27 protein-coding genes and 1 tRNA gene are annotated in these 25,418 nt (G+C 60.9%); 9 read left to right on the forward strand and 19 right to left on the reverse strand.

Going from position 1 to position 25,418, the window contains the following annotated elements; genetic code table 11:
- Window positions 1-10 precede the first annotated feature (10 nt).
- Entirely contained in the window at window positions 11-982 is a 972-nt protein-coding gene (gene trxB, locus V3330_RS11555; protein WP_354695579.1) for a thioredoxin-disulfide reductase, read from the reverse strand.
- Between the two features lie 117 nt (window positions 983-1,099).
- On the opposite strand from trxB, the gene V3330_RS11560 reads away from it, so the two are divergent.
- The 4 genes from V3330_RS11560 to serS all read left to right on the forward strand — a co-directional run bounded on the left by V3330_RS11560 (window position 1,100) and on the right by serS (window position 6,049).
- Window positions 1,100-3,373, forward strand: a complete 2,274-nt coding sequence (locus V3330_RS11560; RefSeq protein WP_354695580.1) for a DNA translocase FtsK — start codon at window positions 1,100-1,102, stop codon at window positions 3,371-3,373.
- Window positions 3,374-3,467: 94 nt separating this feature from the next.
- Window positions 3,468-4,214, forward strand: a complete 747-nt coding sequence (gene lolA / locus V3330_RS11565) for an outer membrane lipoprotein periplasmic chaperone LolA (RefSeq protein ID WP_354695581.1) — start codon at window positions 3,468-3,470, stop codon at window positions 4,212-4,214.
- Complete coding sequence (gene crcB / locus V3330_RS11570) at window positions 4,211-4,609, forward strand: fluoride efflux transporter CrcB (RefSeq protein ID WP_354695582.1); 399 nt, start codon at window positions 4,211-4,213, stop codon at window positions 4,607-4,609. Before lolA ends, crcB begins: the two co-directional genes overlap by 4 nt.
- A gap of 156 nt (window positions 4,610-4,765) precedes the next feature.
- Complete coding sequence (serS, locus tag V3330_RS11575) at window positions 4,766-6,049, forward strand: serine--tRNA ligase (protein ID WP_354695583.1); 1,284 nt, start codon at window positions 4,766-4,768, stop codon at window positions 6,047-6,049.
- 156 nt (window positions 6,050-6,205) lie between these two features.
- On the opposite strand, the gene V3330_RS11580 is transcribed toward serS, so the two are convergent.
- Window positions 6,206-6,877 carry a Bax inhibitor-1 family protein gene (locus tag V3330_RS11580; RefSeq protein ID WP_354695584.1) on the reverse strand — a complete coding sequence of 224 codons (672 nt, stop codon included), beginning with the start codon at window positions 6,875-6,877 and terminating at the stop codon, window positions 6,206-6,208.
- 497 nt (window positions 6,878-7,374) lie between these two features.
- Between V3330_RS11580 and V3330_RS11585 the strand changes: the two genes are divergently transcribed.
- The 3 genes from V3330_RS11585 (at window position 7,375) to V3330_RS11595 (ending at window position 9,092) form a co-directional block, all read left to right on the forward strand.
- Window positions 7,375-7,464, forward strand: a tRNA-Ser gene (locus tag V3330_RS11585).
- A gap of 471 nt (window positions 7,465-7,935) precedes the next feature.
- The gene (locus tag V3330_RS11590) at window positions 7,936-8,637 is read left to right on the forward strand and encodes a type II TA system antitoxin MqsA family protein (RefSeq protein WP_354695585.1); all 702 of its coding nucleotides are present in this window, start codon (window positions 7,936-7,938) and stop codon (window positions 8,635-8,637) included.
- A 14-nt stretch (window positions 8,638-8,651) separates the two neighbouring features.
- Window positions 8,652-9,092: a DUF6941 family protein gene (locus tag V3330_RS11595; RefSeq protein ID WP_354695586.1), complete on the forward strand. Its 441-nt coding sequence runs from the start codon at window positions 8,652-8,654 to the stop codon at window positions 9,090-9,092.
- Between the two features lie 7 nt (window positions 9,093-9,099).
- Here V3330_RS11595 and V3330_RS11600 read toward each other — a convergent pair whose 3' ends face one another.
- Window positions 9,100-9,894 (reverse strand): NYN domain-containing protein, encoded by a 795-nt coding sequence (locus V3330_RS11600; RefSeq protein WP_354695587.1) that lies wholly within the window; start codon window positions 9,892-9,894, stop codon window positions 9,100-9,102.
- 542 nt (window positions 9,895-10,436) lie between these two features.
- Between V3330_RS11600 and V3330_RS11605 the strand changes: the two genes are divergently transcribed.
- Window positions 10,437-10,724, forward strand: a complete 288-nt coding sequence (locus V3330_RS11605) for a helix-turn-helix domain-containing protein (protein WP_354695588.1) — start codon at window positions 10,437-10,439, stop codon at window positions 10,722-10,724.
- A 345-nt stretch (window positions 10,725-11,069) separates the two neighbouring features.
- Here V3330_RS11605 and V3330_RS11610 read toward each other — a convergent pair whose 3' ends face one another.
- The 15 genes from V3330_RS11610 to V3330_RS11680 form a co-directional block, all read right to left on the reverse strand.
- A complete protein-coding gene (locus V3330_RS11610) occupies window positions 11,070-11,399 on the reverse strand; it encodes a hypothetical protein (protein ID WP_354695589.1) in 330 nt (109 codons plus the stop codon).
- A 217-nt stretch (window positions 11,400-11,616) separates the two neighbouring features.
- The gene (locus tag V3330_RS11615; RefSeq protein WP_354695590.1) at window positions 11,617-12,081 is read right to left on the reverse strand and encodes a hypothetical protein; all 465 of its coding nucleotides are present in this window, start codon (window positions 12,079-12,081) and stop codon (window positions 11,617-11,619) included.
- Between the two features lie 72 nt (window positions 12,082-12,153).
- Window positions 12,154-13,158 carry a hypothetical protein gene (locus V3330_RS11620; protein WP_354695591.1) on the reverse strand — a complete coding sequence of 335 codons (1,005 nt, stop codon included), beginning with the start codon at window positions 13,156-13,158 and terminating at the stop codon, window positions 12,154-12,156.
- A gap of 138 nt (window positions 13,159-13,296) precedes the next feature.
- Window positions 13,297-14,034: a hypothetical protein gene (locus tag V3330_RS11625; RefSeq protein WP_354695592.1), complete on the reverse strand. Its 738-nt coding sequence runs from the start codon at window positions 14,032-14,034 to the stop codon at window positions 13,297-13,299.
- Window positions 14,028-14,771, reverse strand: a complete 744-nt coding sequence (locus V3330_RS11630) for a phage terminase large subunit (protein WP_354695593.1) — start codon at window positions 14,769-14,771, stop codon at window positions 14,028-14,030. The genes V3330_RS11625 and V3330_RS11630 overlap by 7 nt, the downstream gene beginning before the upstream one ends.
- Entirely contained in the window at window positions 14,771-15,100 is a 330-nt protein-coding gene (locus V3330_RS11635; protein WP_354695594.1) for a DUF1064 domain-containing protein, read from the reverse strand. The genes V3330_RS11630 and V3330_RS11635 overlap by 1 nt, the downstream gene beginning before the upstream one ends.
- Window positions 15,097-15,654, reverse strand: coding sequence for a hypothetical protein (locus V3330_RS11640; RefSeq protein ID WP_354695595.1), 558 nt, complete (start codon window positions 15,652-15,654; stop codon window positions 15,097-15,099). Before V3330_RS11640 ends, V3330_RS11635 begins: the two co-directional genes overlap by 4 nt.
- Window positions 15,655-15,721: 67 nt before the next feature.
- A complete protein-coding gene (locus V3330_RS11645; RefSeq protein WP_354695596.1) occupies window positions 15,722-16,387 on the reverse strand; it encodes a hypothetical protein in 666 nt (221 codons plus the stop codon).
- 437 nt (window positions 16,388-16,824) lie between these two features.
- On the reverse strand, window positions 16,825-17,898 hold the full coding sequence (locus V3330_RS11650; protein WP_354695597.1) for an AAA family ATPase: 1,074 nt from the start codon (window positions 17,896-17,898) through the stop codon (window positions 16,825-16,827).
- Window positions 17,879-18,151 (reverse strand): hypothetical protein, encoded by a 273-nt coding sequence (locus V3330_RS11655; RefSeq protein WP_354695598.1) that lies wholly within the window; start codon window positions 18,149-18,151, stop codon window positions 17,879-17,881. The genes V3330_RS11650 and V3330_RS11655 overlap by 20 nt, the downstream gene beginning before the upstream one ends.
- Window positions 18,138-18,470: a hypothetical protein gene (locus V3330_RS11660; RefSeq protein ID WP_354695599.1), complete on the reverse strand. Its 333-nt coding sequence runs from the start codon at window positions 18,468-18,470 to the stop codon at window positions 18,138-18,140. Before V3330_RS11660 ends, V3330_RS11655 begins: the two co-directional genes overlap by 14 nt.
- Complete coding sequence (locus tag V3330_RS11665; protein WP_354695600.1) at window positions 18,463-18,648, reverse strand: hypothetical protein; 186 nt, start codon at window positions 18,646-18,648, stop codon at window positions 18,463-18,465. Before V3330_RS11665 ends, V3330_RS11660 begins: the two co-directional genes overlap by 8 nt.
- Window positions 18,645-18,839, reverse strand: coding sequence for a helix-turn-helix transcriptional regulator (locus V3330_RS11670; RefSeq protein WP_354695601.1), 195 nt, complete (start codon window positions 18,837-18,839; stop codon window positions 18,645-18,647). Before V3330_RS11670 ends, V3330_RS11665 begins: the two co-directional genes overlap by 4 nt.
- A 101-nt stretch (window positions 18,840-18,940) precedes the next feature.
- Window positions 18,941-19,465, reverse strand: coding sequence for a hypothetical protein (locus V3330_RS11675; protein WP_354695602.1), 525 nt, complete (start codon window positions 19,463-19,465; stop codon window positions 18,941-18,943).
- Window positions 19,462-20,694, reverse strand: a complete 1,233-nt coding sequence (locus tag V3330_RS11680; RefSeq protein WP_354695603.1) for a tyrosine-type recombinase/integrase — start codon at window positions 20,692-20,694, stop codon at window positions 19,462-19,464. Before V3330_RS11680 ends, V3330_RS11675 begins: the two co-directional genes overlap by 4 nt.
- Before the next feature lie 395 nt (window positions 20,695-21,089).
- Between V3330_RS11680 and V3330_RS11685 the strand changes: the two genes are divergently transcribed.
- On the forward strand, window positions 21,090-21,728 hold the full coding sequence (locus V3330_RS11685; RefSeq protein ID WP_354695604.1) for a response regulator: 639 nt from the start codon (window positions 21,090-21,092) through the stop codon (window positions 21,726-21,728).
- 72 nt (window positions 21,729-21,800) lie between these two features.
- Here the strand turns inward: V3330_RS11685 and V3330_RS11690 are convergent, their stop codons facing one another.
- Window positions 21,801-24,875 carry a ribonuclease E/G gene (locus V3330_RS11690; protein WP_354695605.1) on the reverse strand — a complete coding sequence of 1,025 codons (3,075 nt, stop codon included), beginning with the start codon at window positions 24,873-24,875 and terminating at the stop codon, window positions 21,801-21,803.
- Window positions 24,876-25,418: the final 543 nt, after the last annotated feature.

Raw genomic sequence — 25,418 nt, forward strand, 5'->3', positions numbered from 1 at the left:
GCGGCCGGTACTACGCGGCGGCCGCGTTCGCCGGATGTTCGTCGAGCCAGCGCTCGGCATCCAGCGCGGCCATGCAGCCGAAACCGGCCGAGGTCACGGCCTGGCGGTAAACGTGGTCCGCCACGTCGCCGGCGGCGAACACGCCCGGTACGCTGGTGGCGGTGGCGTAACCGTCGGTGCCGCTGCGCACGCTGATGTAGCCACCGGCCATGTCGAGCTGGCCGTTGAAGATTTCGGTGTTGGGCGAATGTCCGACCGCGATGAACACGCCCTGCAGTTCGAGGTCCTCGGTCTGCTCGCTCTTGACGTTTTTCACCCGCAGACCGGTCACGCCGTTGTCATCGCCCAGGACCTCGTCGACCACGTGGTCCCACAGGATGCGCACGTTGCCGTTTTTTTCACGCTCGAACAGGCGGTCCTGCAGGATTTTTTCCGCCCGCAGTTCGTCCCGCCGGTGCACCAGGGTGACTTCGGATGCGAGGTTGGAAAGGTACAGGGCCTCCTCGACCGCGGTGTTTCCGCCGCCGACCACGGCGACTTTCTGGTTGCGGTAGAAAAAACCGTCACAGGTGGCACAGGCTGAGACGCCGCGTCCTTTGAACGCTTCCTCCGAAGGCAGGCCGAGATACATGGCGCTGGCGCCGGTGGCAATGATCAGCGCGTCGGCGGTGTACACCCCGCTGTCGCCTTCCAGCCGGAACGGGCGCCGGGACAGGTCGGCGGTGTGGATGTGATCGAACACCATGTGGCTGTCGAAGCGTTCCGCGTGCGCCAGCATCCGCTGCATCAGGTCGGGACCCTGCAGTCCTTCGACATCGCCCGGCCAGTTGTCCACGTCGGTGGTGGTGGTCAATTGACCGCCCTGTTCCAGGCCGGTGATGACGGCTGGCTGAAGGTTGGCGCGCGCCGCGTAAATGGCGGCGGTGTAACCGGCGGGTCCCGAACCCAGGATCAACAGCCGGAAGTGCTGGACATCGCTCATGTATAATCGCCCCGATTCTGATGGCTCACAGAAAAACACCCGATAAATACGGCCAGGTACACCTACTTGCGGCAAGCCAGGAAAAAATCAACCCGCGCCCATGCAAACACCGGACGCATGCGCCACCTGCTGGGCGAGAGCTTTTTTATTCTCGCGATTTTGCTGGCGTTTTACCTGGCGGCCTGCCTGGTCACCTACAGTCCGACCGACCCCGGGCCGTTCAATACGATTTCCAGCCATGAAATCCAGAATATCGGACGATTGCTGGGTGCGTGGCTGGCCAATTTCTTCCTGTTCCTGACCGGGTATCTGGCCTACACATTACCGCTGGTCGTGGTCTACGTCGGTTGGTTGGTTTACCGCGGCGCGGACGGTCCCCTGGAACAGAAGGGGCCGCTGGAATGGCTGGCGCGGCTGACCGGTCTGCTGCTGTTCATTCTGTCGGCCACCGGTCTCGCGCACATGCACACCCTGCCACCGGTGGGTTCCATGCCGGCGGGCGGCGGCGGTGTGATCGGCCTGCAGGTGGCCGCGCCGCTGTTGAACAATACCGGTGCGCTCGGTTCGACCCTGTTCCTGCTGGCCATCGTGCTGGCCGGGCTGACCCTGTTCGCCGGCATTTCCTGGTTCCGGGTCATGGACCACACCGGGCGCTACACCCTGATCGCCATTCATTGGCTGGTGGAATCCGTGGCCCGTCTGCGCGACTGGTTCGCCGGCCGCCGCGCCAAGGCCAAGCGCGAGGTCACGCGCAAGGCCGATTCGGTGCGCCAGAAGAACAAGCCGAAACCCCGCATTGAAACCGCCGATCCCCCCAAGGAAGCGGAGCCGAGCAAACGGGCGGCCCGCGAAAAGCAGCGCCCGCTGTTCAAAAATCTGCCCGCGGGACCGCTGCCTCCCTTGGAGTTGCTGGACTCGCCGCCGGATCAGACGCCGGGTTACAGCACCGAGGCGCTGGAAGCCCTGTCGCGCCAGGTGGAACTGAAACTGGCCGATTTCGGGGTGCAGGTGGATGTGGTCGAGGTGCATCCGGGGCCGGTCATCACGCGCTTCGAACTGCAACCGGCGGCCGGGGTCAAATCGGCCCAGATTTCCAACCTGGCCAAGGACCTGGCGCGGGGTTTGAGCGTGATATCGGTGCGCGTGGTGGAAGTGATTCCCGGCAAGTCGACCATCGGCCTGGAAATCCCCAACGCGTCGCGTCAGATCGTCTACCTGTCCGAGATCCTGCAGTCGGAAGCCTACGACCGGGCGTCCTCGCCACTCACCCTGGCGCTGGGCAAGGGCATCAGCGGCCGGCCCATGGTGGCCGATGTGGCGCGCATGCCGCATCTGCTGGTGGCCGGCACCACCGGCTCGGGCAAGTCGGTGGCCCTGAACGCGATGATCCTCAGCCTGTTGTACAAGGGCACCCCGGATCAGGTTCGCCTGATCATGATCGACCCGAAGATGCTGGAACTGTCGGTGTACGAGGGCGTACCGCATCTGCTGGCGCCGGTGGTGACCGACATGAAGGAGGCCGCCAACGCCTTGCGCTGGTGCGTGGCCGAAATGGAGCGGCGCTACCGGCTGATGGCATCGGCCGGGGTGCGCAACCTGGCAGGATTCAACCGCAAGGTGCGCGAAGCCGCGGATTCCGGCAAGCCGATGAAGGATCCGCTGTGGCAGCCCGAACTGCTGGACGAAGGTCAGGAAGCGCCCGATCTGGAGCCCATGCCCTACATCGTCGTGGTCATCGACGAGTTCGCCGACATGATGATGATCGTCGGCAAGAAGATCGAGGAGCTGATCGCCCGGCTGGCGCAGAAAGCCCGCGCCGCCGGCATCCATTTGATCCTGGCCACGCAGCGCCCGTCGGTCGATGTGATCACCGGCCTGATCAAGGCCAATATTCCGGCGCGTATCGCCTTCCAGGTGTCTTCACGGGTCGATTCGCGCACCATCCTGGATCAGATGGGCGCCGAGCAGCTTCTGGGCCACGGCGACATGCTGTATCTGCCGCCCGGTTCGGCGTTGCCGGAGCGTATCCACGGCGCCTTCGTCGACGATCACGAGGTGCACGCGGTGGTCGAGTACCTCAAGCAGCACGGGGAACCCGACTACCTGGACGATGTCCTAGAGGACACGCAGGTGATGGCCGACGGCATGACGGTCGGCGCGACCGGCTTGCCCGAAGCCGCCGGCGGCGAACAGGACGAACTTTACGACCAGGCCGTCGCCTACGTGACGAAGAGCCGGAGGGCGTCGATTTCCAGCGTGCAACGCCAGCTTCGCATCGGTTACAACCGGGCGGCCCGGCTGGTCGAGGAAATGGAGGCGGCCGGTGTGGTGAGTCCTCCGGAGCACAACGGGCAGCGCGAAGTGCTGGCCCCGCCGCCGCCGAAAGATTGAAACCGTTTTCGGCGCGGACCAGGATGAACGCGCGGCCCGTTCGCCGCCGCGTGTAGCCGCTCGCGCAACCCCGTCGACAGCAGGGAGTAAGCCAGTGACCCAGGCAGGCGTTTATCAGCGCACAATCAGCCGGAATCAACCGTCTCCACCCGGCCGGGTCGGGATGGGTGCGCGCTTGCGTGCCGCCCGGACGGTGCTTTTCGTCTGCATGCTGTTGCCCGGTCTTGCACCCGGCCTCGCGATGGCACAGGTGGAAACACCGGGGCGTCAGCAGCTCGAACGCCTGGCGCAGGACCTCGAAACCTTCGAGGCCCGTTTCGAGCAGCAGGTCATCGGCACCGACGGCGCGATCGCGGATGCCAGTGAAGGGCGGTTGTGGCTGGCGCAGCCGCACTTTTTTCGCTGGGAGTACGGCGGCGATTTTCCCGAAGTGGTGGTGGCCGACGGCCGCCACATCTGGATTCACGATGTGGAACTGGAGCAGGTCACCGTGAAACCGCAGTCCACGGCCGCGGCCGATTCTCCGCTCACCCTGCTTACCGACATCGATCGGCTCGACCGCGAATTCGAAGTGCGCGAAGCCGGCGAAATCGACGGTGCCAGTCTGCTGGAACTAAGGCCGGTGTCCGGTGGCGGCGACGTGGCGGATGCCGAGTTCGAGCGGATTCTTCTCGGTCTGCGTGACGACACCCTGGAATTGATGGCCATGGAAGACGCCTTCGGTCTGCGCACCGAGATCCGCTTTCACGACGTGCGCCGCAATCAACCCATCGACCCGGCGCAATTCACGTTCGACCCACCGCCCGACGTCGATGTGATCGGCACTGCAACCCCGCCGTGAAGGTCGGCCTGCTGCAGGTGGCAGCCGTGGCGCTGGGTGGCGCCCTGGGTGCCAGCCTGCGTTACCTGATCGCCATCGCAACCCACCAGTTGCTGGGTTATGGATTTCCGTACGGCACCCTGGTGGTGAACGCGGCCGGTTCAGCCCTGATTGGTTATCTCGTGGTTTTCCTCCCCGATAGCGCGGTGGGGATTCCGCTGCTTCGTCTCCTGCTGATCACCGGCCTGCTGGGCGGTTTCACCACCTTCAGTACCTTCTCCCTGGAAACCCTGGTGTTGGCGCAGAACGGACATTTCCTGCGCGCCGGGCTGAACGTGGCGCTGACCCTCGTCGTTTGCCTGGGCGCGGTGTGGCTGGGTTATCTGCTGGCGCGCGGGCTGCACGGGGCGAATTGAGCCCGCGGGAGCGGGGAAGCGGACACGGCGGCTTCACCGGCGAGTCCGGTCCGGGCGGTAATCCACCGGCGTAACCGGTACAATGCGGCGTTTTCCCGGCCCCTGGCCACTTGACCCAACCTGAGCCGAATCTCAGGCCGAAATCCGGAAACCCGCATGCTCGATCCACAGATCCTCCGTAACGACCCCGAAGGCGTCGCCCGCGCGCTGGCGGCCCGCAACTACGAACTGGACGTGCCCGCCTGGCGTGCGCTGGAAGAACAGCGCAAGGATCTCCAGGTGCGCATGCAGGACCTGCAGAACCGCAAGAACCAGAGCGCCAAGTCCATCGGCAAGGCCAAGTCGCAGGGCGAGGACATCCAGCCCCTGCTGGATGCCGTCAAGCAATTGGGCGACGAACTGGAGCAGGTCGAAACCGAGTTCGCGACCGTGCGCGAGCGGCAGTCCGCCTGGGCCCTGGAGATGCCGAACCTGGCATTGCCCGAGGTGCCGGTTGGCACCAGCGAGGATGACAATGCCGAGGTACGCCGCTGGGGCGAGCCGCGTGAGTTCGAGTACGAACCGCGCGACCATGTCGCCCTGGGTGACGCCGGTGGCCTGATGGACGCCGAGGCGGCGGCCCGCCTGGCCGGAGCGCGCTTCACGGTGTTGCGCGGGGCCCTGTCGCGGCTACACCGGGCGCTGGCCCAGTTCATGCTGGACACCCACACCACCGAGCACGGCTACACCGAGGTCTATCTGCCGTACCTGGTCAACGCCGAGGCGATGACCGGTACCGGCCAGTTGCCCAAGTTCGGTGACGACGCCTTCGCCACCACCGACGAGCCGCCGCGCTACCTGGTGCCGACCGCCGAAGTGCCGATGACCAACCTGGCGGGCGAGCAGATCTTCGATGCCGCCGAGTTGCCGTTGCGCATGACCTCGCAGACGCCTTGCTTCCGCCGCGAGGCCGGTTCCTACGGCAAGGACACCCGCGGCATGATTCGCCAGCACCAGTTCGAAAAAGTGGAACTGGTGCAGATCACGCATCCGCAGCATTCATCCGAGGCCCTGGAGGAATTGACCGGTCACGCCGAGGTTATCCTGCAGCGCCTGGAATTGCCTTATCGCGTGATGCTGCTGTGCACCGGCGACATGGGGTTCGCGGCGGCCAAGACCTACGATCTGGAGGTGTGGCTGCCGGGACAGAACGCGTACCGGGAAATCTCATCGTGCAGCGTGTGCACCGATTTCCAGTCGCGCCGCATGCTGGCCCGCTTCCGCAATCCGGATACCGGCAAGCCGGAACTGGCACACACCCTGAACGGATCCGGCCTGGCCGTGGGGCGCACCCTGATCGCGGTGATGGAGAACTACCAGCAGCGCGACGGTTCGATCACCGTTCCCGAGGTCTTGCGCCCCTACATGGGTGGACTGGAAACGATTCCGGGCCCGGCATAGGGCGCTCGACAGGACGCGCTGTCGATAAGCGTTTCCGCCGGCGTGGTCCGTCCGCCTCGCGGGTCTGCCCGGTTCACCGTGGCGATGCCGTCCGCACCATGAAAAAGGCCCGCTGATCGCGGGCCTTTTCCGTTTACTGCATGGTGTTGCGGACGATCAGTCTTCGCCGAACCCGAAGCCCAGCAGGGCGAGCAGGTTGTTGAACAGCACGAAGATGTCGGCCAGCAGGCCGGTGGCTGCGAGGATGTAATTGGTTTCGCCGCCACGCACGATCATCTGCGTCTGCCAGATGATCCAGCCACAGGCCAGCAGAATGACCATGGTGGAGAGCGCCAGCGAGAGCGCCGGAATCTGCAGGAAGAAATTCAGGATGATGGCGCCCAGAATCGCCAGGGTGCCGACACCCAGAAACGCGAACCAGCCACTGAAGTCGCGCTTGGTGGTCATCGCATAGGCCGACAGGGCCAGGAAAATGCCGGCGGTCAGGCCGAACGAGGCCGCGACCAGTTCACCGCCATTGCGGTACTGGTACAGAATGGCATCCACGTTCCCGCCCGTGAACACGCCGAGGAAACCGGCGAAACCGAATGCGACCACCAGGCCCCAGGCGCTGTTGCGTGTGGCGCCGATGGCGAACGAAAACGCGAAGATACCAATGATGAACGGCAGGAAGCCCAGCCGGATGTGCGCCGCCTGCGCGGCGTAGGCGGTGATGCCGCCGAACACGAACAGCATCGCGAGCAGGGCGTACGTATTGCGCAGTACGCGATTGACCGTCAGTGTCGGGACGGCGGTCGTTGCGGATGCACGGTACATGGGTGTGTTCATCGGTGTTTCACGCTCCTGTAATGATATGTGCTACTGATGATACCCGAAAAAAATTACGGGTAACATGAATTTGGGGTCGCCCGGCCGGCGATCAAGGGGCCCACGATGGACGTACCGGCAGGGCGCCGCACGTGCCAGATGTCAGGTACCGGCGGCGGAATGCGCGAAACCCGCGCAAGCCGCATTCAGATTCGTTGCCAGGGCTGGAGCAGGGCAGGGGTTTGGGGTATCCTGCGCGCCTCGATTCACGCACGCGCACCCGCAGGCACGATCAAAACGGAGGGGTGGCAGAGCGGTTGAATGCACTGGTCTTGAAAACCAGCAAGGGTGAAAGCCCTTCGTGGGTTCGACCAATTCGCCGGGAGCGAATTGGAACGCTGCCGCAACGCGGCGGCGGCCCCGCAGGGGCGGAGGGCAGGATGCCCGGAGTAATCCCACCCGAGAATTCCGTGACACGGGTAGAGCGATGAATAGCATCGCGAAAGGTTGGAAACAGCGGAGGGGTGGCAGAGCGGTTGAATGCACTGGTCTTGAAAACCAGCAAGGGTGAAAGCCCTTCGTGGGTTCGAATCCCACCCCCTCCGCCAATATGCCTTGTAAGCTAATGAATAAAAAGAAGTAATTTAGTATTGTTTTGTTGTTCCCTATATTAACCCCATCACACGCAAAGGTTGAGAAAATTTCGGGTTATCTGACAAATTGACAACGGTAGAAAATAGTAACCATAATGGTTAACCATACTCGCGAACCGGTATATGACCTAGCGGAGATTCGGAGGCTGGCAGTCTTGGAATCCGCTAATTTCCGGGGCCGGAGGGCGTATGAACGTTGTCAGCGGGAACTCGGTCTTACGCTACATGAAGTGTGTGAACATATTGCCTGTCTTTGTCCCATGGACTACGAAAAGACACATCATTATGGCAAGCAACAAGCCCCCGATGACTCTTACTTGATTCAATTGCGAGATTCACTAGGAAGGCACATCCGTGCCTACATCAAGGTGCGGATATCCGGAGATGGTCTTTGGCTAGATATAGGCTCGTTCCACGGGAGTTATGATGGGTAAGAACACAGAATTGAATTGCAAGTGTCCAGAGTGCGGTCAGTCGACTTTAGTAGCGGATACCTTTGACTCGTCGGTTGAAGTAAATGGGGTTGAATACCCCGTTCGGGGTTTGGAGTTCTCAAACTGCACAAATTGCGGTGCAGATCCTGTTCTGCGCGACCAGGCGCGAAGGAACGACGGCAAATTTTCTGATGTGCGTCGTGCAGCGCAAGGGCTACTCACGTCTCAAGAAATCGCCGCCGTTCGAACTGGTCTCGGCTTGAATCAGCGAGAGTGTTCTTTGCTCTTTGGTGGGGGTAAAAATTCATTTCATAAGTACGAGTCCGGTGCTGTTTGCCAGAGCTTGGCAATGGATATTTTGCTTCGGGTTGTGGCAAGTATTCCAGACGCATTTCGGTTCATTGTGCAGCAACGTGGCATGACTGAGTTGGTACGACAAGAACTAATTTCTCGTCAAAAGAACGTTTGGACTCTCGGTCTTCCGAATGAGAGCATCAAATATCGCGCGAGAGTCGCCAGCTACGGCTTTGGCGTTAGCGAAGACCCTGGCGCTTACTTCGTAATGTCGGCCAATGAATGTGTGATAAGTAATCGAGCCCCTTCTTTTGGCATTGTGCGGAAGACTAAGCCTGAACGAGAGGCTATTCCTGAGGCAATGGACGATCCCGCTGAGATTGCCAGTACTTATCACTAGAGCGAAAAGGTCAAGTGCTAAAACTAAAGTGGTTTGTGATTTGTCGACGGGTAACTACCGACCAGCCAACTGGGCTGTTCAGTCTTTTGGACTGTGTTGAAGGAATGCGCCTGGGGATAACGCTGGATAAAGCAAAGGAAAGTGGATTTCCTCTTGCTGTACAAGCAGATGTTTCCCTTGCTATGAACTGGAAACGTGAGCTAACGGATGATCCAAAATTCACTTTTCGCTTGACTTGCAGAATGCCTTCCGGCGAACTGTTTTTCCAGGAGGAGCTAGAGGGGGAGTTCGACCTTGCCGACCAGCATTCGGTAACACACAAGACCGTTGTCAAAATGTCGGCCGTCCAAGTGGATGCACCAGGTGAATTGACTTTTGAAGTAGACGTCAAGGAAGGCGACGAATGGAAACTCTATGGGTGTCAAACGTTGGCTGTATGGTTTAAGGATTCATGAGAACTAATTACTCAGATTCGTTCCAGGAAACTGAGTCAATTTCTAGTTCAACGAAGTTAAGCGCAATGTCGAAGTCTGGGTGGCGGATTTCGCAATAGTCTCCTGAAGCGCCTTGCGGATAAGCGATGCTGTAACCGTCGGGCTGTCGATATGCATATACTTTTTTTCCGTCAAATCTCGAACCAGTCTTGATTACGGGGATGTTGGGAAGGAGGATAAGTTTTCGCTTAATCGGTTCAATTGGCGGGTTGGTCATAGACTTCGAAATCCATCTGAAAATACTCCAGGGGCTAAAGAACTGTTTGTCGTCTGCTGCTCGAATTAAGTCCTGTGAGGCCGACTTCTTGTCGCAATACAAAGTGACAAATATCCCATGATCTACCAACGCGTCTACGATGGGGTAGAAATCCAAATCCCCTGAAAGCAGGGTCGCGTGCGTCATGTTCTTGCGGATCGCGTGACTGAACATGTCAACCGCCATTTTTACGTCAATGCCTTTTTGCCGAATCCTGCTGTCGCGACCCCGCAGTTGACCCGTGAACAAATGAACCCCTTTGGTGGATGCAATTTTCTGAAACTTTTCAAGCTGGATTTGAACATCCTCCTGGAAGGCGGCTTTGCTTTGGTTGCTTTTCTTTTGAACTGGGCAATCGTAATAAAAGCACCTTTCGTGGCCACCAATTATCCTTCTGTAATCAATCTCAATAGCTTTGCCTTGGTAGAAACGATCGGCGTAAGAGGCTAGTACTTTATCTAAGTATGCTCCGTCTACGAACAAATAATGACCTTCAAATTCTTTCACAAGATTCCCCGGATGAATTTAAATTGTTGCCCAATTCTAGTTTCTGGTACACGAAGTTGGAAATTACGTGCCCGAACCTGAGGTTCGATAATAGGAAATTCGGGTTAGGCTCAATAGCTAACGGCGGGTCGCGAGTGGGGCGTCTAATCTCAGTTTGGGGCGAGAGTGGGGATGAGGGCTCAGTCAAAGTACTCGATGGCGTTATGCTGACTTACTTTGCGTAAGTCTTGATGTCTAGCTCTGTAAGTTTTTGGTCGAAATTTGTAGTCTTTGCTCGCTGCAAACATCAAAAATCTGCAATGCTCGCTGAAACCGGATCGACCCGCGGCGAACAGAATGGCTAAGGCCGCTCGGAGTGAGTGAAACAGCGTACCGTGCCTGCAGCTCCAAACAGATATCGTCGAGAGAGAGCCCAGACCGCTTTATCGCCTTGAGCAATGCGAACACCAAATCATCGGAGTCTGAGGGGTTTAGGTAGATCATACGGAAATTCTATCGCGAATCCGGTAAGCACTCCTGCCATTTTGATCTAGTATTTGCGTATGACACTGAAAACCTACTCAGTGCAGCAAGCCGCCAAGGTGTGCCGTTGCCACCCCGGATCCATCTACGATGCAATTCGATCGGGCAAGCTTCGCGCTCGAAAGGTGGGGCGTGCATGGGTCATTCTGGAGCGGAATTTGACCGCATTCCTCGATGCTCCGGACCCGAGCATATCTCCGGCGCCGGATCGGCACCCCCGGATTTCCTCATTGAAAAGCGCGGATCTCATTGACCCGCGTGAGCTGCTCGAAGAGATCAAGCGTGAGCGACGCTCCAAAAGCCGCTGACTCAGATCGAGTAGGCCGACGGGGCCCCGATTGGGTGTTGGCCGAGAAATTTGCCGAGCTGACGGGGCACTCAGTGAACTCCGTAAAGATCAAGCGGGCCCGGGGAATCTGGCCGGACGGCACCGTGACGAAGGTCCAGGGCGGGAGGCTATATGTCAGCCTGGGGGCGTTTGATCATTGGGTTGAAACTGGCGAAATCAGAAAGCCTTGATTGCTATAAGCCGCGGCATCCGTGTTCTCGCTGCGTGAGGACCTGTAGCAGCGCGTTTCGATCGTCGGACTATGGACCGGGTTGGAATGACGCCCCGGAAGGCCACAGCCCTCCGGGGCTCCTCGTTTGCGGCGCTATTCCCTGTAGTTACCGTTCCGCACGTACTCATTCAGGTAGGTGTTCATGCACACCAGAACGCCGCTAACGTCGCTGCGCAGCTCGCGCATGAGTCGCACTCCTTCTGGTTCGTCCTGAATCCGCACTTCAACCGATTTGGGGGGTTGTTCCGCGCAGATTTCCTGAAAAGCCATCTGTGCTTGCGCGATCAGTTCACGGGTCGCGCCTATGGTGCCGGAAAGGGCCTGCGGAGTAAGCTCGGCCAGGTTGTCGTGACCGTCGATGGAGTAGAGGATTGAAATAGCCTGATCGAGGCGGGCTTCGAGGGTGTCGTATGCGTCATTCATAGTCATTTCTCCCGGTCAGCGGCCGCCCCGGGGTGGGGTGGCCTGGAGGTTGGAACCTGATAAGGACAGGCCCCGGGCGTTACCGATACCGGGCCTCCAGACCATCGAGGTCCGGGCACGAAAAAGCCGCCAATAACGGTGGCGGTTTTTATGCCCGCCTTATGAGGTTTCCACGCCTCACGACTCAGAATACTCCCGCGGCTGGTGGTGTTCAACTCTACGAGTGCCGCTGACCGAATACGCGTCGCACCTGGGGGACCTTTAGTCCAAAGTCGAGATCCGGCACCACTCGCAGCTTCTGATAATTCCGAATCGCCCGCTGGAGCAACCTGTAAGCTTCCCAATCAATATCCACCGACAATGGCTTGCCCTTGTCGTAATGCTTGCAACCATTTCGAGCGGTGTTAAGGAGTTTCGCAAATTCACTCTCGTCGGGTTCGGGGGGTTCTGGAAACAACTCTGGGTTTCCATACGCATCTCGGTACAATTCGCATAGATTTTCGATTGACTCTGCAAGCGCGTGTTTCTCGCCATGGTCGTTTAGGAATTTTCCGAGAATCTCTTCTGCTGCGCCAGCCAACGTAATGACTGACAGTAGGTGCTGCCCCTCCAAATACAGATCGACGGCGTGATAAAGCTGGCGTTCGGCTACGGCTAACTTCGGATACTCTTCAATCTTCATAGCACAATGGTCTCGGGAATCAGTCCTCCCGCATTATCGCGCGTGCTCCGCACTTAGAGCGAACTGGTTCTGTTAGATCAGCGTGATATTCGTGACGGTGACGGTTTGGTCGATGCCTTCCGGCTCGTAGGTGTATTCGACGAGGTCGATGGCGAGGGTGATGTCGGTGACGGTGACCGTCTGGTCGATGCCCTCGGTGATGTCGTATTCGTTCAGCAGGGTCCGCAGGGTGATGTCCGGCACGGTGACCGTCTGCTCGATGCCCTCGGTCGGGACGGTGTGTTCAACCAGAGGCGCCGCGATCGAAATGCTGGTGACCGTGACCGTCTGGTCAATGCCCTCAATCGGGACGTTGAACTCGCGATCGTTGAGGTCGTCGACGCTAAACGTGATGCCATCGACCGCCTCGACCGGGTACGGCCGGGATGTGATCGTGTAGTCCTTCGACCCGTTGACCTCGAACGCGAATTGCGGGATGGATCCACCGAAATCGGTCAGGTCTTTGTTGTTAAATACGATGTAGGCCAGGCCGCGATATGCCGGGGTCTCGTCGGTACCCCAGTGCGATTCCAGTTCGGTGTCCGGCAGTTGCGACTCGTCGCCGGTGTAGATCGTGATCCCCTCGGCGTAGGCGGCGGTTTCCTCGGCCGAGATGGCCGGGGTGTCGCGCACGTCGTAAACGAGTTTGTTGTTCTCCCAGATGCGGGTGACTTCGTGTATGGAGCCATAGGGGCCCTGCCCGATGCCGATGGCGAAGGTGCGGAACCGGCGCTGCGATTCGACCTCCGTCCCGCCGCCCTTGCCGACCCGCTCCGTCTCGGTGACTATTTCCTCGGGGTTCTTCTGGATGATGTTGCCGTGGCCGTACTGCAGGCCCCAGAACAGGGTGATCGGCACACCATCGCGCGAGGTCTGGATCGGCGCATCATTCAGGCCCGGCGCTTTGATCGTGACCGGGTCGACATATGAGCCGACGCCGTAGCCGATGTTGAATCCGACCAGGGCGCCCTGCGGATTGCCGCCGCTGGCGACAAACCCGATCGCGGCACCGGTAACGGCTAGTGCTTCCCTCGCCAAGAGCTTTCCTCCTGTTTCAGATTCCGTACTTCAGCACGTTTCCAACCCGGGGGGCGAGTTCCGACGTGGCTGTCTTTACGTCGCGCGAGTGGGGAACGAAATTGAGTCTGACTGTTTCGTTGACCATCTTGTCCTCCGTCACAGGCGATACTGAATCCGCTGAATTACGGGGTTCTCAGCGATGTCTTCCCAAGAAGCCGGCCGGGGTTGCGTGGCGCCGAACACCGCCAGAGCCACTGCCAGCACCAGGTCGTCGTGCGCGCCCTCCCGGGCGTTGAATATCGCGTTGCCGGCGCTGGTGAAGTTCACCCGAAAATCCTTCATCTCTCGGAGCAGAACTGGCGCATCCTTGATCCCGGCCGCGATCCTGAGCTTCTCGGAGTGCAGCAGGGCCTGGAGCTTCGACATCAGGATCTGCTTGGGCACCGACCAGCCGTGACGCTGCTTGTGCACCTGATTGCCGGCTGTGATCGCGACACCCTTTAGCCGCGGTACTCGCGCCTTCTTAAAGAGATCGAAGACCGGCCGGCCAACGCCGGTGTAGTCAATCAGTGTCAGCGGCTCTCGCAGTGGCGGGCGGGCCAGTAGCGCCCTCACGTGCTCCACCTGCGCGGGATAGGTCATCTCCAGCGGCAGGCGCTCCAGGTGTCGGACCAGCAGGGGCGATTCGTACTGCCGCGCGCGGTATTCCAGCGGCCGGACATTGTGGCCCCAGGCATTCGGCGGAACTTCCGCGTACTTCTCCTCCAGTACACAAACCGCGGTCGGGTCGTGCGCTTGGCCCAGGTCGACGCCGACATACCAGCGCGAGCGGATCCACAGGCCGTCTTGCAGTTCCGAGGGCTTCGGCGTTTCCAGAGTTTCCGGAGTCACCATATCGGCTCCAGGTCCGGGTCAATGGCAGCCTCAATCAGGGCCGAGCTGAAGAACTGCTCGTCGGTGTCGACGAACTCGACCAGGTATTCCTGCCGAAAAGCCCAATCACCCACCGATTCCCGTTCTGCCTTCAACCACTCGGCGTCAATACGCGGACAGTCGTGTGCGCTGATCTTGGTGCGCTGCCAGTAGTCGCCTCCGTGCTCCCAAGCCTCGTAGAACCAACCCCGGCGGCCGTAGGGTGTCGTCAGGGCGATCAGGCGCCCCCTGCTGACCGCCAGCATGGGCGTGATGCTGTGATAGAGCGCATCCTCGACCCGGGCCGCCTCGTCGACCAGGACCAGTTTCGGGGCGCTGTAGCCGCGAATGGTGGCCTCGGTACCGGGAAGCGCGACGATCCGCGAACCGTTCGCCAGCTCCATGCTGCGCGCCGATTCCTGAACAATGCGGGGCACGTCATCGAGGGCGAGGTAAATGTCCTTCGCCTTGCGGAACAATTCGCCGGACTGGCGCTGAGCGGGGGCGATCATCAGGATCAGGCCGGGGTCGAAGATGGCCGTCTCGACCGCCTTGCTCGCCACCGTCGTGCTCTTGCCGGACTGGCGGGAGCATAGGAGCAGATGCCGGGGTTCCTCGGACACCAGTAGCTGCGTCTGCCAGGGGTCGGGGTCGAGCCCGGCGTCGTGCATGACCCAGCCGGGGCGGAGTGCTCGGGACAGGTCGCGGGCGAGGTTCATCAGATCACCTCGACGTCGAACGGATAGAGCGACTCGACTTGGCGGCGCTTCAGCTTGAAGGTCTCGGTCTCCACGCCCTTGGTATCGACCACGTGCACCGTCCCGTCCGCGTGGAACTCGAGGAAGTCGACCACGAGCTTCGTGCTGCCGGGTAGATGGATCGGCACCTGGCGCAGGAAACAGAGCACCTCGCCGGCGTCCTGGCGGAGTTTCAACTGCTGGTAGTAGCGGGCCTCCTTTTGGAAATCGAACCGAATGCCGTCGACCACGGTAGCGCGGGCGTTGTACTTGTGACCGGATCGTGCCGTGAACCGGTGCCGGAGCGTCACGCCGCATGCTCCAGGGCTGGACGGTCTACCTGCTCGATCTGCTGGAGCACCTCCAGGACCGCGTCACGCGCTGCAGGGAAGGGTTTTAAGGCCTGGACCAGCCCAACCCTCAACTGGTGATATTCAGGCGCTGCAATCAACGTGAGATTGTTCACGGTGCTACCGGTCTTGAGGTCGCCCAGCAGCTTGCCGGTGATCTCCAGATTCTTGTGCAAGGGCGCCGCGACCTTCGCGACGTCGCCCGGGTTGCCGATTTCCTCTGCCTTGTCCAGGGCGCGATAGAGCCGGCCGCGGACGGCGACCAGGTGCTGCAGTAAGCCTTCCGATTCCGTGATACGGAGCTGCTCCAAGTCTATCGGTTCATCACTGCCGGTGGTCTTCAACCGGGCCAGCAGCTCCGCGTCCATGTGGTTTTTGCGGTGTGAGCACAGTGCATTCGGGCTGATCCCGAATCGCTTGGAGAGGATCCGAAGCGGCACGTGATTGGCAAGACCAAGCTCGAGCTCGGCCCGCTGTGCGTGCTCGCAACTCAGGCAGGCAGGGCCGCGTTTCATCGGCCCACCCGAATAGAAAACCCGGGCGCATGTCCCGGGAATAGCGGGGCTGAGGTAGCCGAGTATTTCATGCGGCGCGGCTCTCCACCGGCGTGGTCTTCGCGTCGTCGACCGCCCGCTGCAGGGTGCGCTCGATGGTAGCCAGAAGGCCGTCCATCTCCGCGATCCGCTCGCGGCGCTGCGTCTCGGTCGGTGCCAGTCTCTTATGCAGCTGCTCGCGGGCCTTCTCCAGAAACTCTGCATCCAGGCCAGTGAGGTATGTCGGGCCATCCAGCAGCGAGCGGATCGTCAGTACGTCCGTTTCGTCCATGCGCTTCATAGCATCCAGGACGTGCTGCATTCGCTTCGAGGATTCCAGTGCTTTGAAGTGGGCGCGGATCTCGACGCCGATCGCCTTCTGGTCGGGGGTGAGGTCGGGCATGGCCTTGATGTCAGAGACCAGGGACTCGGACCGCTCGCTGAGGCGCTTCCTGGCCTCGTGGATGGTCTCCAGGGCGGGCTCGCCATAGTGGACGGTCGACTTCACAATCTGCTTCGTTTTGCCTAGTTCGCTGACGTCGGCATTCTGGCGGGTGCGCTCGACGGATGCGTGCAGCTCGTTGGCGGCCTCGATCGAACGGTCGATGGCGCGCACCGCGTTGTCGATCTCGGACTCGCCGTCACGGGGTTCGATTGCTCGCGCGCGCAGCATGGTGAATGTTGAACTCAGGACTTGCGGGTTAACCATGGTCATGGTCTTTGGCCTCCGGTGCCGTGGTGAAATTCACTGCGCTCCCTTACTGCCCGCTCATGCGGGAAATCATGTGCTGCATGATAACAGTTGGGGACAACGTAGGGAACAAAATCTTTCGTATAACATAACTATTTGTTTTAACGATATTCTTTACGGATACAAGCTCAATCGAACTCACTCGCTTTATCGCAGAAAACCCGGTAACACATTGAAATTACGTCTCTTTTTCATGCGCCAATCGTTTCGTCTCATCTGTCCCCAGAAGCCCCTGAAAACCAGTCTCCAGAAATAGCCATTTCGGACACGATTTCGGACGGCGACCGAAAACGTCCGAACGGGTCCCTAAGGGGACCCCGTTTCGGACGCTGTTTCGGACGGTTCGCCCCCGAAGCAGTTCGGACGGTGTTCGGACGGTGATTCGGACGCACTTCGGACGGTTATTCGGTGACGTAGACATGCCCGCCCTCCATTCTGATCTTGCCCAAGCTCTGCAGGCCGTTGCTGGCCTCGGTCCAGCGTCGGCGGTCGAGGCCAGCGGCAGAGCACTTCTGCCGCCATTCCGCAATACTCACGCGCACCGGTTCACCGGCTCCAGCTTTTTCGAGCGCCAGGTCGTTGAGGTCCAGCACGATCTCGAGGGCGGTTTGCTGATTCTTGCCCAGGGGTCTGGTGAGGGCCGCGCTCACTGGGCCGTCCAGTGGCTCCAAGACGGGCGCAGTTATCGGGTTGCCGTAGTGGTCGTGCCCGGGAACCTCGATGCCCTTCAGGCGCATCAGTTCATCTCGCGGTTCGGTATGGTCCTTCATCTTTGTGCAGTGCAGCGTCACCAGCCCGCCGGGGTCCTTCTTGATGTGGTATTCGGTATCGACGCCGGCGAACAGCGCGCTCGATCCCCGGCCTCGGTCTCCAGCGGCGTGGCCGGTGTGATGAACGATCAGTACGCAGGCCTGGAAGGCATCGCGCAGGTAATAGTCGACGTGGTCGATGAATCGCTGCATGTCCTCAGTGCTGTTCTCGTTCGCCCCGAAATTACGCGCCAGCGTGTCAACGACGATTAAGCCGGGCGAGTCGTCGAAGGTTTCCACGATCGCCTTGTGCACCTCGTAGGCCTGCATCTCGACAGTCAGGTGTGCCGCCTGGGTGCTGATCGCGAAGGGTGCGCCCGTGAGCGGAATGTCGTTGAAGGCCTGCCAGGCCTGCAGCCGGCGGGCGATGCCATTCCGGCCTTCGCCGCACACGTAGACCGCGGGGCTCTGTTTTACCGGGTGGCCATGCCAGGCGGTGCCGGTGGCCATACGACAGCACCAGTCGATCGCATGGGCGCTCTTGCCGTGGGCCGGCGGGCCAATGCACGTCGCGGTTGTGACACGCTCCAGGAAGCCGGGAATCAGCCAATCAGGGGGTGGGACGTCCTGCAGAATCGTGTCGACGCGGACCAGGCCGAAACGGTGCTTGCTGTCGTCTGCCGCATCCGAATCCGCGACCGGCATTTCACGCGGCGCGCTGGTCACGGGCCCACCTTTGAATGTTCTGTAGTTGCTTCGCGTGACGCTCGATCAGCTCGACGTTCTCGGGCTCGTGCGCCATGTCGTCATCGAAAATGACCGCCCAAGCCATGAGTTGCAGGTCGATGCTGATTTCCTCGAGTGCCTTTGCGGCATTGAGGATTGGTGTAGAATTGAGCCGCGAGCCCGTCCAGTTCGCATTTCCAGGCCCTCGAGCATTTCCAATGTTCGGGGGCCTTCGTATTTCAGGTGCCCTCATCGTCTGGTTCCTTCCGTGGGTTCAGGTCGCTGAAGAATCGGTCAGTCTTGCCTTGTTCGAGGAAGACCTGGAAGACCTGCTGCCGGGCTCGTTGAACGAGTCGGAGCGCGTGCTTTTCGATGTGCCGGCTGGCGCCCAGGCATTCGCCGATCGAGAGCTCACGAATCGGCACGCGTTTTCGTTTGCCACCGCGAGTGGCGTAGTAGACAACCTGCACATCGACCGGCACTTCGGTGAGGTTGCGCTCGATCGCATCGACGTCGTCCTGGAACGGCGCGGCCAAATCATTGCGAATCAAGTCCGTGAACGCCTCAGCCATTGGCCGGCCCGTAAAGATGCATCAGCATGCGCTTCAGTTCGTCGACGTCCTTCCAGGGGCGCGCAGGGGGCTTCGGTTTGCCTTCTCGCGGAATGAAGCCGACCGTGCCTCGGTGGTCGTCGCGGACGATCTTGCCGACGGGCTCGCCGTCGACGAAGTACGTCTCGGAGATCTTCACTGTGAAGCGTGCTCGATGAGCTCGGCTGCGAATTTCTGCAACTCGCCCTCGGGCAGCAATGTGCGCGTGCCGAGCTTCACCGGCCGCAACTTTCCGGCCTGGATCAGCTCGTAGACTTTCGTTCTACCGACTCCCAGCCGGCGCGCGGCGTCCGGGATGCTCGAAAAAAGCGGTTGGGCAGTCTCTGGCATTTCGTCGCTCCGTTCCCGCAGCGGTACGTGCGGTTACGGGCGCAGGTTAGGAAACGCGGGGTGACTCTAGTAGGAAAAATTCGACGCGAAATTTTCGGACGCTATTCTTCCAAAGCTTCGGGCAGGCGTTCGGCAATCTCACGCCAAGCGCTTTGATGGTTAGGGATGTTCTGCAGCCAAGCGGGTTTGTACTCGCGTTCGTAGCGTTGGCGCATACGGCTGCCGAAATTTTTCTCGAGGGTTGAAGGTTTGTAATAGCCGTGTGTCAGCCCTGCCACCTTTCGCGCGGCCGTACCCACATCGAGGCCCGCGTGGTGGAGGTTGGCTATCAGCAGCAGCGCCCATGAGTGCACGCGCTCTTTGCGCACCTTGCGGGCGGTACCAGCCGTTTCTCCGGTCAACCGGAGGTTGGCCGCTCTGGCCAGTTCGGCTTGCACGGCGGGTGTTATGGGCGCCCCGGCTTGGCTGCAGACTAGAACCGCCGTGTCGATGTGGTGTGGGTTTCGAGATTTACGCCAGGCGATCACTTCGGCCGCAACTTCCAGAAACGTCTCGGGCCAGCAGTAGGGCCGCAGCTCGTCGCATATAGAATCGAACAGGTCGCCGGTGTCTTGGTCCGGTTTCATGCCTTTGCCCCTTTACGGATCGCGGTAACATTGTCAGTTGCTGCTGGCGCGGCCGCACAGTACCCGGCCCACGCGTTCATCAGCTTCACGCGCTTCGGGAATACTGAGGACCGCTGATAGGCTTCCTCCACCTTATCTTTCAGCCGATGCGCGAGAGCGTGCTCGATCACTTCCCGCGGGAAGGCGGTTTGCTCGGCTGCCCATACCCGAAACGTGCTGCGGAAACCGTGCTGGGTGATGCCGGGGCGCAGATTCTTCAGCACCTTCATGCCGGCCGCCGTGGTCATGCCCTTTTTCAGCGTCGGGCCGGGAAACACAAAGTCACAGGCCTGCGGCATGGCCTTGAGGATTGCAACGGCGCGCGGCGACAGCGGCACTACGTGCTCCTTATGCGCCTTCATTCGCTCGGCGGGAATGGTCCAGGTCTTCGCCTGCAAGTCGATTTCATCCCATGCGGCGCCCACGGTCTCGCCGGGTCGCGTGGCGGTTAGAATCTGGAACTCTAGAGCGCGGGCAGCCTGCGTGTCAGTGGCGCGCAGTTCCTGGATGAATGCGCCGATTTCGGCGTAGGGCAGAGCGGAGTGATGCTGTACCTTTTTCACCTTCGACGGGTCTGGCAGCATCGTCTTCAGGTGGCCGCGCCAGCGGGCGGGGTTCTCACCCTCGCGGTATTTCCTCGCTGTTGCCCAATCGAGCACGGCCTCGATGCGTTGGCGCACTCGCGTCGCGGTTTCGGTCTTCTTCTGCCAGATGGGCTCCAGGCACTGCAGCACGAGCCCGGTGTCGATCTCGGTGACCGGCAGCGGTTTCAGCACTGCCGCGTATTTGTCGAGCGTCGCCGGCCACTGTGCGGCGTGCTTCGGGTTCTTCCATTCGGCCCGCTTCGCCTCGATGCACTTCTCCGCGCACTCGCCGAAGGTCAGGCGCCGGGCGTGGGCTAATTTCGCGTCCTGCAGCCTCCTGCGGCGTTCCTCGATGGGGTCCAGACCGTCCCGCACGATGCGCCGGGCTTCGCCGGCCTTGTCGCGTGCCTCGGCCAGCGTCACGTCGCGTTTTCCATAAGGCCCCAGGCCCATGTCGCGCAGCTTGCCGGTCACGCGGTCGCGCCAGCGGAATACCCAGGTCTTGCGGCCGTCAGTCTTCACCAGCAGGTACAGGCCACCGCCGTCGGCGTGCCTGCCCGGTTTCGTCATCTTCTCGACCGTGGTAGCGTTGAGTTTTTCGCGCATGATTTGGCCTCCGCGGGGAACAGGCCCGGGTGTGATCCCGGCGCCTCCGTCAAACTCGAAACGGGGGTATGTTCCCGCCTCTGTTCCCTACACCATGCGCCGAACGGGGGCGAATGTCAACGGATGGAAGCGACTACATGCGGATTATGAAAGCTTGCAGTAGTAAGGGTTTCGGGCAATGCTGCGAACGGAAGCGAACGGCCAGGAATGCCGCCAAGTTAGACACCCCCTCCGCCACTTCGGTCTCCAATCCCTTTAACGCCGGACCTTCCACCTTCGCACCCCACGTAGGAATTCCCCCCAACTTCCCCATATCCGTCGACGCCGCCGGGACCAGCCCGTATAGTGAAAGCGGGTCAAACATAGGGTGCGATTCTTTTTAAGGGGGAGAATCAATGATCCGTTTACTGATCGTGGACGACCACGAACTGGTACGCGAGGGGCTGCGTCAGATTCTGGTCCGCTATCCATCCATCGAACTGGTCGGTGAAGCCGCCAACGGCGAAACCGCCATCCGTCTCAATCGTCTTCTCAAGCCCGATGTGGCACTGGTCGACATCTGCATGCCCGGCCTGTCGGGCCTGGAACTCACCACGCGCCTGAAACAGGCCAGGCCGACTCTGGCGGTGCTGGTTCTCAGCGTGCATGAAGCCGCGCCCATTCCCGGGCGGGTCATGGAAGCCGGTGCCTCCGGTTACCTGAGCAAAGGCTGTCCCGTGACCGAGATTGTGCAAGCCATTCGCACGGTGAGCCGGGGTGGCCGTCACGTGGGTTCCGCTGTAGCGCAGAAAATGGCGCTGGACCGGTTGCCGGGCAAGGAGGTTTCGCCCTTCGAGGCGTTGTCGGCGCGTGAACTGGAAGTGTTGATGATGTTGGCGGACGGTCAGCGCATTTCCGAGGTGGCCGAAGCCATGCACCTGAGTCCCAAGACCATCGCCACGTACAAATACCGTATTTTCGACAAACTCGATACGCGCAATGACGTGGAGATGACACGCATGGCGGTACGTTACGGAATCGTGACACCCGCCTGAACGACGACAGCCCGGCCGGGAGCCGGCCGGGCTGTGTATCGATGTCCCTTCCCGCAGTAGCGCGGAATGGGTTCAGCTGCTCTCGTTCTGAGCCGGTGCCGTGGGCTTGTCGGCGGCCTTGGATGTGGATTGGCTGCCGCTGTCCGCGGGTTTCAGGGTGTAGATACCCTTGGCGTCGGGAACCGCCTTTTTCTGCAGCGCGGAATCGGGGCGACTCGCGGAAGTACGCGGCGTTTCGGGTCCGGACGGTTTCGGCTGGGCTCGGGCTGAGGGCGCAGGTTCAGGCGAACCGTTGCGCGCCCCGCTTTCGGAGGCCTGCTTCGCAGGTGCATCGGTCGTGCGTGCCGTCTTGCGGGTATCGGCCGCGGGTGCGGATTCACGCGGTTTGGCGGGTTCAGGTGTATTGCCGGACCCGTCGCCGCGCTGCGGCCTTGCAGCCGGGGTATCGTTCCCGGTCGCCTTCGGTTCCGCCTGGCGCACGGTTTCCCGGGCCGGGGCGTTTTGCCGATCCGAAGATCCCGGCTTGGAACGGTCACCCGAATCGGCACCACTGCCACTGGCGGGCCGGGTGGATGGGCCGGGCTGGGATTCGGCGGGAGCGCGGGCGGGTGCGTTTGAACCTGCCTGCGACCGGTTGTCGGCCCGGGGGGCGGATGAGCGGCCGGCTTCCGTTCCCGATGGAGCGTCGGCCTTGCCGCCGGTCTTCGCCTCGGTCCGGGTTTCGGTCTTTACCTGGGCCTTGGCTTCGGGACGGGCCTCGGATTTGGTTTCCGATTTGGCCTCCGATTTGGTCTCGGGCCTGCTTTCAGCTTTGCTGTCGGGCCTGGCCTGGGGCCTGGCTTCAGTTTTGCCCTCGGTTCTGTTTTCCGGTTTGCCTTCGGACCTGGTTGCCGGTTTGGCTTCGGACTGACCTTCAGGCCGGGATGACCTGCCGCCGGTTGCATCGGCTCCGCCCTGTGCCGGTTTCGGCTTCGGCGCGTTGCCCTGCTCGCCGGACGTGCCCGGCTTGCCGGCATCGCCGGCTGCTTCCGAACCTGACTTCGCTTCCGGGGCTCCATCAGCGCCCGCCTTGCCGGTGTTGTACCGGGAACGGCGGCGCCGGCCTCGACGCGAAGGCTTGCGTTCGCCGCCTTCGGTGGTCTTTGCCGCAGCTTCCTGCGTGCCGCCGTCTTCCGGCTTGCGTGCCTCGGTTTTCTTGGTGCTGCGGGTCTTGCGTGTCGCTTTTTTCGACGTTTTCTTGCGCGTGGATTTTTTGCGCGTCGTCTTCTTGCCGCTGCGGGGGGCTTTCTTGCGCCCTCCGCCTCGGCTCCGGTTGCCATCGCCGGAAGCGCGCTTGTCTTTGTCGTCTTCTGCGTTGCGCGCGGGCGCCGTGCTGGCCGCCGTGGTTGCGGTGCTGCTGGCCGCAGCCTTTCCTTCGGCGGCCGTGGCCGCCGGCTTTTCACCCGCCGCGAACAGGCGTCCGAACACGCGGCCGAGGAAGCCGGTGCGCTCGTTCTGTTCGTTCTGCGCCGGATCCGGTGCCAGTTTCTCGTTGCGGCTCGGTGCCGGGCGATTCGGGCTGATCGTGGCCACCGCCGGTTTTGCGGCTTCACGCCCGGTCACTTCGGATTCCGCGTTGCGGGTATCGGCTTCCGGTTGTTCCACATGGCTGTAGCTCGGCGCGTCGCTGACATCGGCCTTGCGCACGCGCTCGATTTCATAGCGCGGGCGTTCCATGTATTCGTTGGCGATGATCAGGATGGGCACCTGGTGGCGCGCTTCGATTTCGGCCAGCATCCGGCGTTTTTCGTTGAGCAGGAAGTTCGCGACCCGGGTCGGTACCTGTACCAGAACCTGACCGGTGAACTCCTTCATGGCCTCTTCTTCGGCCAGGCGGAGAATCGACAGGGACAGTGATTCGGTGCTGCGGATGGTGCCGTGTCCTTCGCAGCGCGGGCAGGTCTCGAGACTGGATTCACCCAGGGAAGGCCGCAGGCGCTGACGCGACATTTCCAACAGGCCGAAGCGTGAAATTCGTCCGGTCTGCACCCGCGCCTTGTCGATCTGCAAGGCATGACGCAGGCGTTCTTCGACGGCCCGCTGATGCTTGCGGTCCATCATGTCGATGAAGTCGATGACGATCAGGCCGCCCAGATCGCGCAGGCGCAACTGGCGGGCGATTTCGTCGGCCGCTTCCAGGTTTGTCTGGTGTGCGGTTTCCTCGATATCGGATCCCTTGGTGGCGCGCGCCGAGTTGATATCGATGCAGATCATGGCCTCGGTGTGGTCGATCACCAGTGAACCGCCCGAGGGCAGGTGTACCGTGCGCGAGAAGGCCGACTCGATCTGGCTCTCGATCTGATACCGGCTGAACAGCGGCACATCGTCGCTGTAGAGCTTCAGCTTGCGCGCGTTGTGCGGCATGACATCGTCGATGAACTGTTTGGCGTCTTCGAATACCCGTGGGTCGTCAACCAGGATTTCACCGATGTCGTTGCGCATGTGATCGCGCAGCGCGCGAATGAAGAGATTGCTTTCCTGGTAGATCAGGAACGGTGCCTTGCGCTCGTCGGCCGCTTTTTCAATCGCACCCCACAACTGCAGCAGGTAGTCGAGATCCCATTGCAGCTCTTCGGCTTCGCGGCCCACGCCGGCGGTGCGCACGATGATGCCGACATTGTCCGGCGCCATCACGTTCTGCAATTGTTCGCGCAGGTCCTGCCGGTCCTCGCCGCTGATCCGGCGCGACACGCCCCCGGCCTTCGGGTTGGTGGGCATCAGCACGAGGTAGCGTCCGGCCAGGGAAATGTAGGTGGTCAGCGCCGCGCCCTTGTTGCCGCGCTCTTCCTTTTCCACCTGAACGATGAGTTCCTGCCCTTCCTTGACCGCTTCCTGGATGGAAACCTTGCCTTCGGATTTACGTTTCGACGGGTGGTAGAACTGGGGGCAGATTTCCTTCAGTGGCAAAAAGCCGTGGCGGGTGGAGCCGAAATCGACGAAACAGGCTTCCAGTGAGGGTTCTACGCGGGTGACTCGAGCTTTGTAGACGTTGGACTTCTTCTGTTCCAGGGCGGGGGTTTCAATGTCCAGGTCGACCAACATCTGGCCATCGGCGATGGCCACACGCAACTCCTCGGGTTGAGTTGCGTTAATCAGCATTCTCAGCATGTTGTTATACCTCAGGCATCCTGGCCTGAACACGCACCTTGCCACGGGTCATGAAGACCGGGCGGACACGATGTCTTGTTCTCCTGGTGAACGTGCTGCTTTCGACCAGGAATGCCTATTCGTTAGTGTGTAGACCTGCTGCCCGAAGGCGGCAGGCCCTTGTACAGCGGCCTTGGGGCCGCCGACGCAATATCTGGTTGATCCGCACGCGGAACGTGAGCGGCTGACAACGGTCACACCAATCATGGCCGTTGCCGGGATTTCCGGGGCATGAAAGATACCCGGGTTCCCGATGGGTTCGGGCACCAGGTGCTCGAACGGCATGTGCTCAATCATTACGCACTACTACGCCGTGAGGCGCGTTCGGATACGATCACGGGATCGGGATCAAAATCCCGTGAGCCGGGCTGGCAGGTAATCAGAGCTGCAGGCCGGTGAATTCGGCTGGATTGGCCGGTGGGTTTGCCGTGATGGCGGAACCATTCACCGATTGTTCAGCGCGGAAGTCCGAAGCTTTGTAATATAACAGCCTTTTTTCGCCCA

The organism is Elongatibacter sediminis (genome assembly GCF_037892215.1).
GTDB lineage: Bacteria > Pseudomonadota > Gammaproteobacteria > Xanthomonadales > SZUA-36 > Elongatibacter > Elongatibacter sediminis.

Excerpts from the sequence above, each read along its gene's own strand:
- trxB (WP_354695579.1), bottom strand. The coding sequence starts at position 982 with ATGAGCGATGTCCAGCACTTCCGGCTGTTGATCCTGGGTTCGGGACCC.
- V3330_RS11560 (WP_354695580.1), top strand. The coding sequence starts at position 1,100 with ATGCGCCACCTGCTGGGCGAGAGCTTTTTTATTCTCGCGATTTTGCTG.
- serS (WP_354695583.1), top strand. The coding sequence starts at position 4,766 with ATGCTCGATCCACAGATCCTCCGTAACGACCCCGAAGGCGTCGCCCGC.
- V3330_RS11580 (WP_354695584.1), bottom strand. The coding sequence starts at position 6,877 with ATGAACACACCCATGTACCGTGCATCCGCAACGACCGCCGTCCCGACA.
- V3330_RS11590 (WP_354695585.1), top strand. The coding sequence starts at position 7,936 with ATGGGTAAGAACACAGAATTGAATTGCAAGTGTCCAGAGTGCGGTCAG.
- V3330_RS11605 (WP_354695588.1), top strand. The coding sequence starts at position 10,437 with ATGACACTGAAAACCTACTCAGTGCAGCAAGCCGCCAAGGTGTGCCGT.
- V3330_RS11610 (WP_354695589.1), bottom strand. The coding sequence starts at position 11,399 with ATGAATGACGCATACGACACCCTCGAAGCCCGCCTCGATCAGGCTATT.
- V3330_RS11615 (WP_354695590.1), bottom strand. The coding sequence starts at position 12,081 with ATGAAGATTGAAGAGTATCCGAAGTTAGCCGTAGCCGAACGCCAGCTT.
- V3330_RS11625 (WP_354695592.1), bottom strand. The coding sequence starts at position 14,034 with ATGGTGACTCCGGAAACTCTGGAAACGCCGAAGCCCTCGGAACTGCAA.
- V3330_RS11630 (WP_354695593.1), bottom strand. The coding sequence starts at position 14,771 with ATGAACCTCGCCCGCGACCTGTCCCGAGCACTCCGCCCCGGCTGGGTC.
- V3330_RS11640 (WP_354695595.1), bottom strand. The coding sequence starts at position 15,654 with ATGAAACGCGGCCCTGCCTGCCTGAGTTGCGAGCACGCACAGCGGGCC.
- V3330_RS11645 (WP_354695596.1), bottom strand. The coding sequence starts at position 16,387 with ATGACCATGGTTAACCCGCAAGTCCTGAGTTCAACATTCACCATGCTG.
- V3330_RS11655 (WP_354695598.1), bottom strand. The coding sequence starts at position 18,151 with ATGAGGGCACCTGAAATACGAAGGCCCCCGAACATTGGAAATGCTCGA.
- V3330_RS11660 (WP_354695599.1), bottom strand. The coding sequence starts at position 18,470 with ATGGCTGAGGCGTTCACGGACTTGATTCGCAATGATTTGGCCGCGCCG.
- V3330_RS11670 (WP_354695601.1), bottom strand. The coding sequence starts at position 18,839 with ATGCCAGAGACTGCCCAACCGCTTTTTTCGAGCATCCCGGACGCCGCG.
- V3330_RS11675 (WP_354695602.1), bottom strand. The coding sequence starts at position 19,465 with ATGAAACCGGACCAAGACACCGGCGACCTGTTCGATTCTATATGCGAC.
- V3330_RS11680 (WP_354695603.1), bottom strand. The coding sequence starts at position 20,694 with ATGCGCGAAAAACTCAACGCTACCACGGTCGAGAAGATGACGAAACCG.
- V3330_RS11685 (WP_354695604.1), top strand. The coding sequence starts at position 21,090 with ATGATCCGTTTACTGATCGTGGACGACCACGAACTGGTACGCGAGGGG.
- V3330_RS11690 (WP_354695605.1), bottom strand. The coding sequence starts at position 24,875 with ATGCTGAGAATGCTGATTAACGCAACTCAACCCGAGGAGTTGCGTGTG.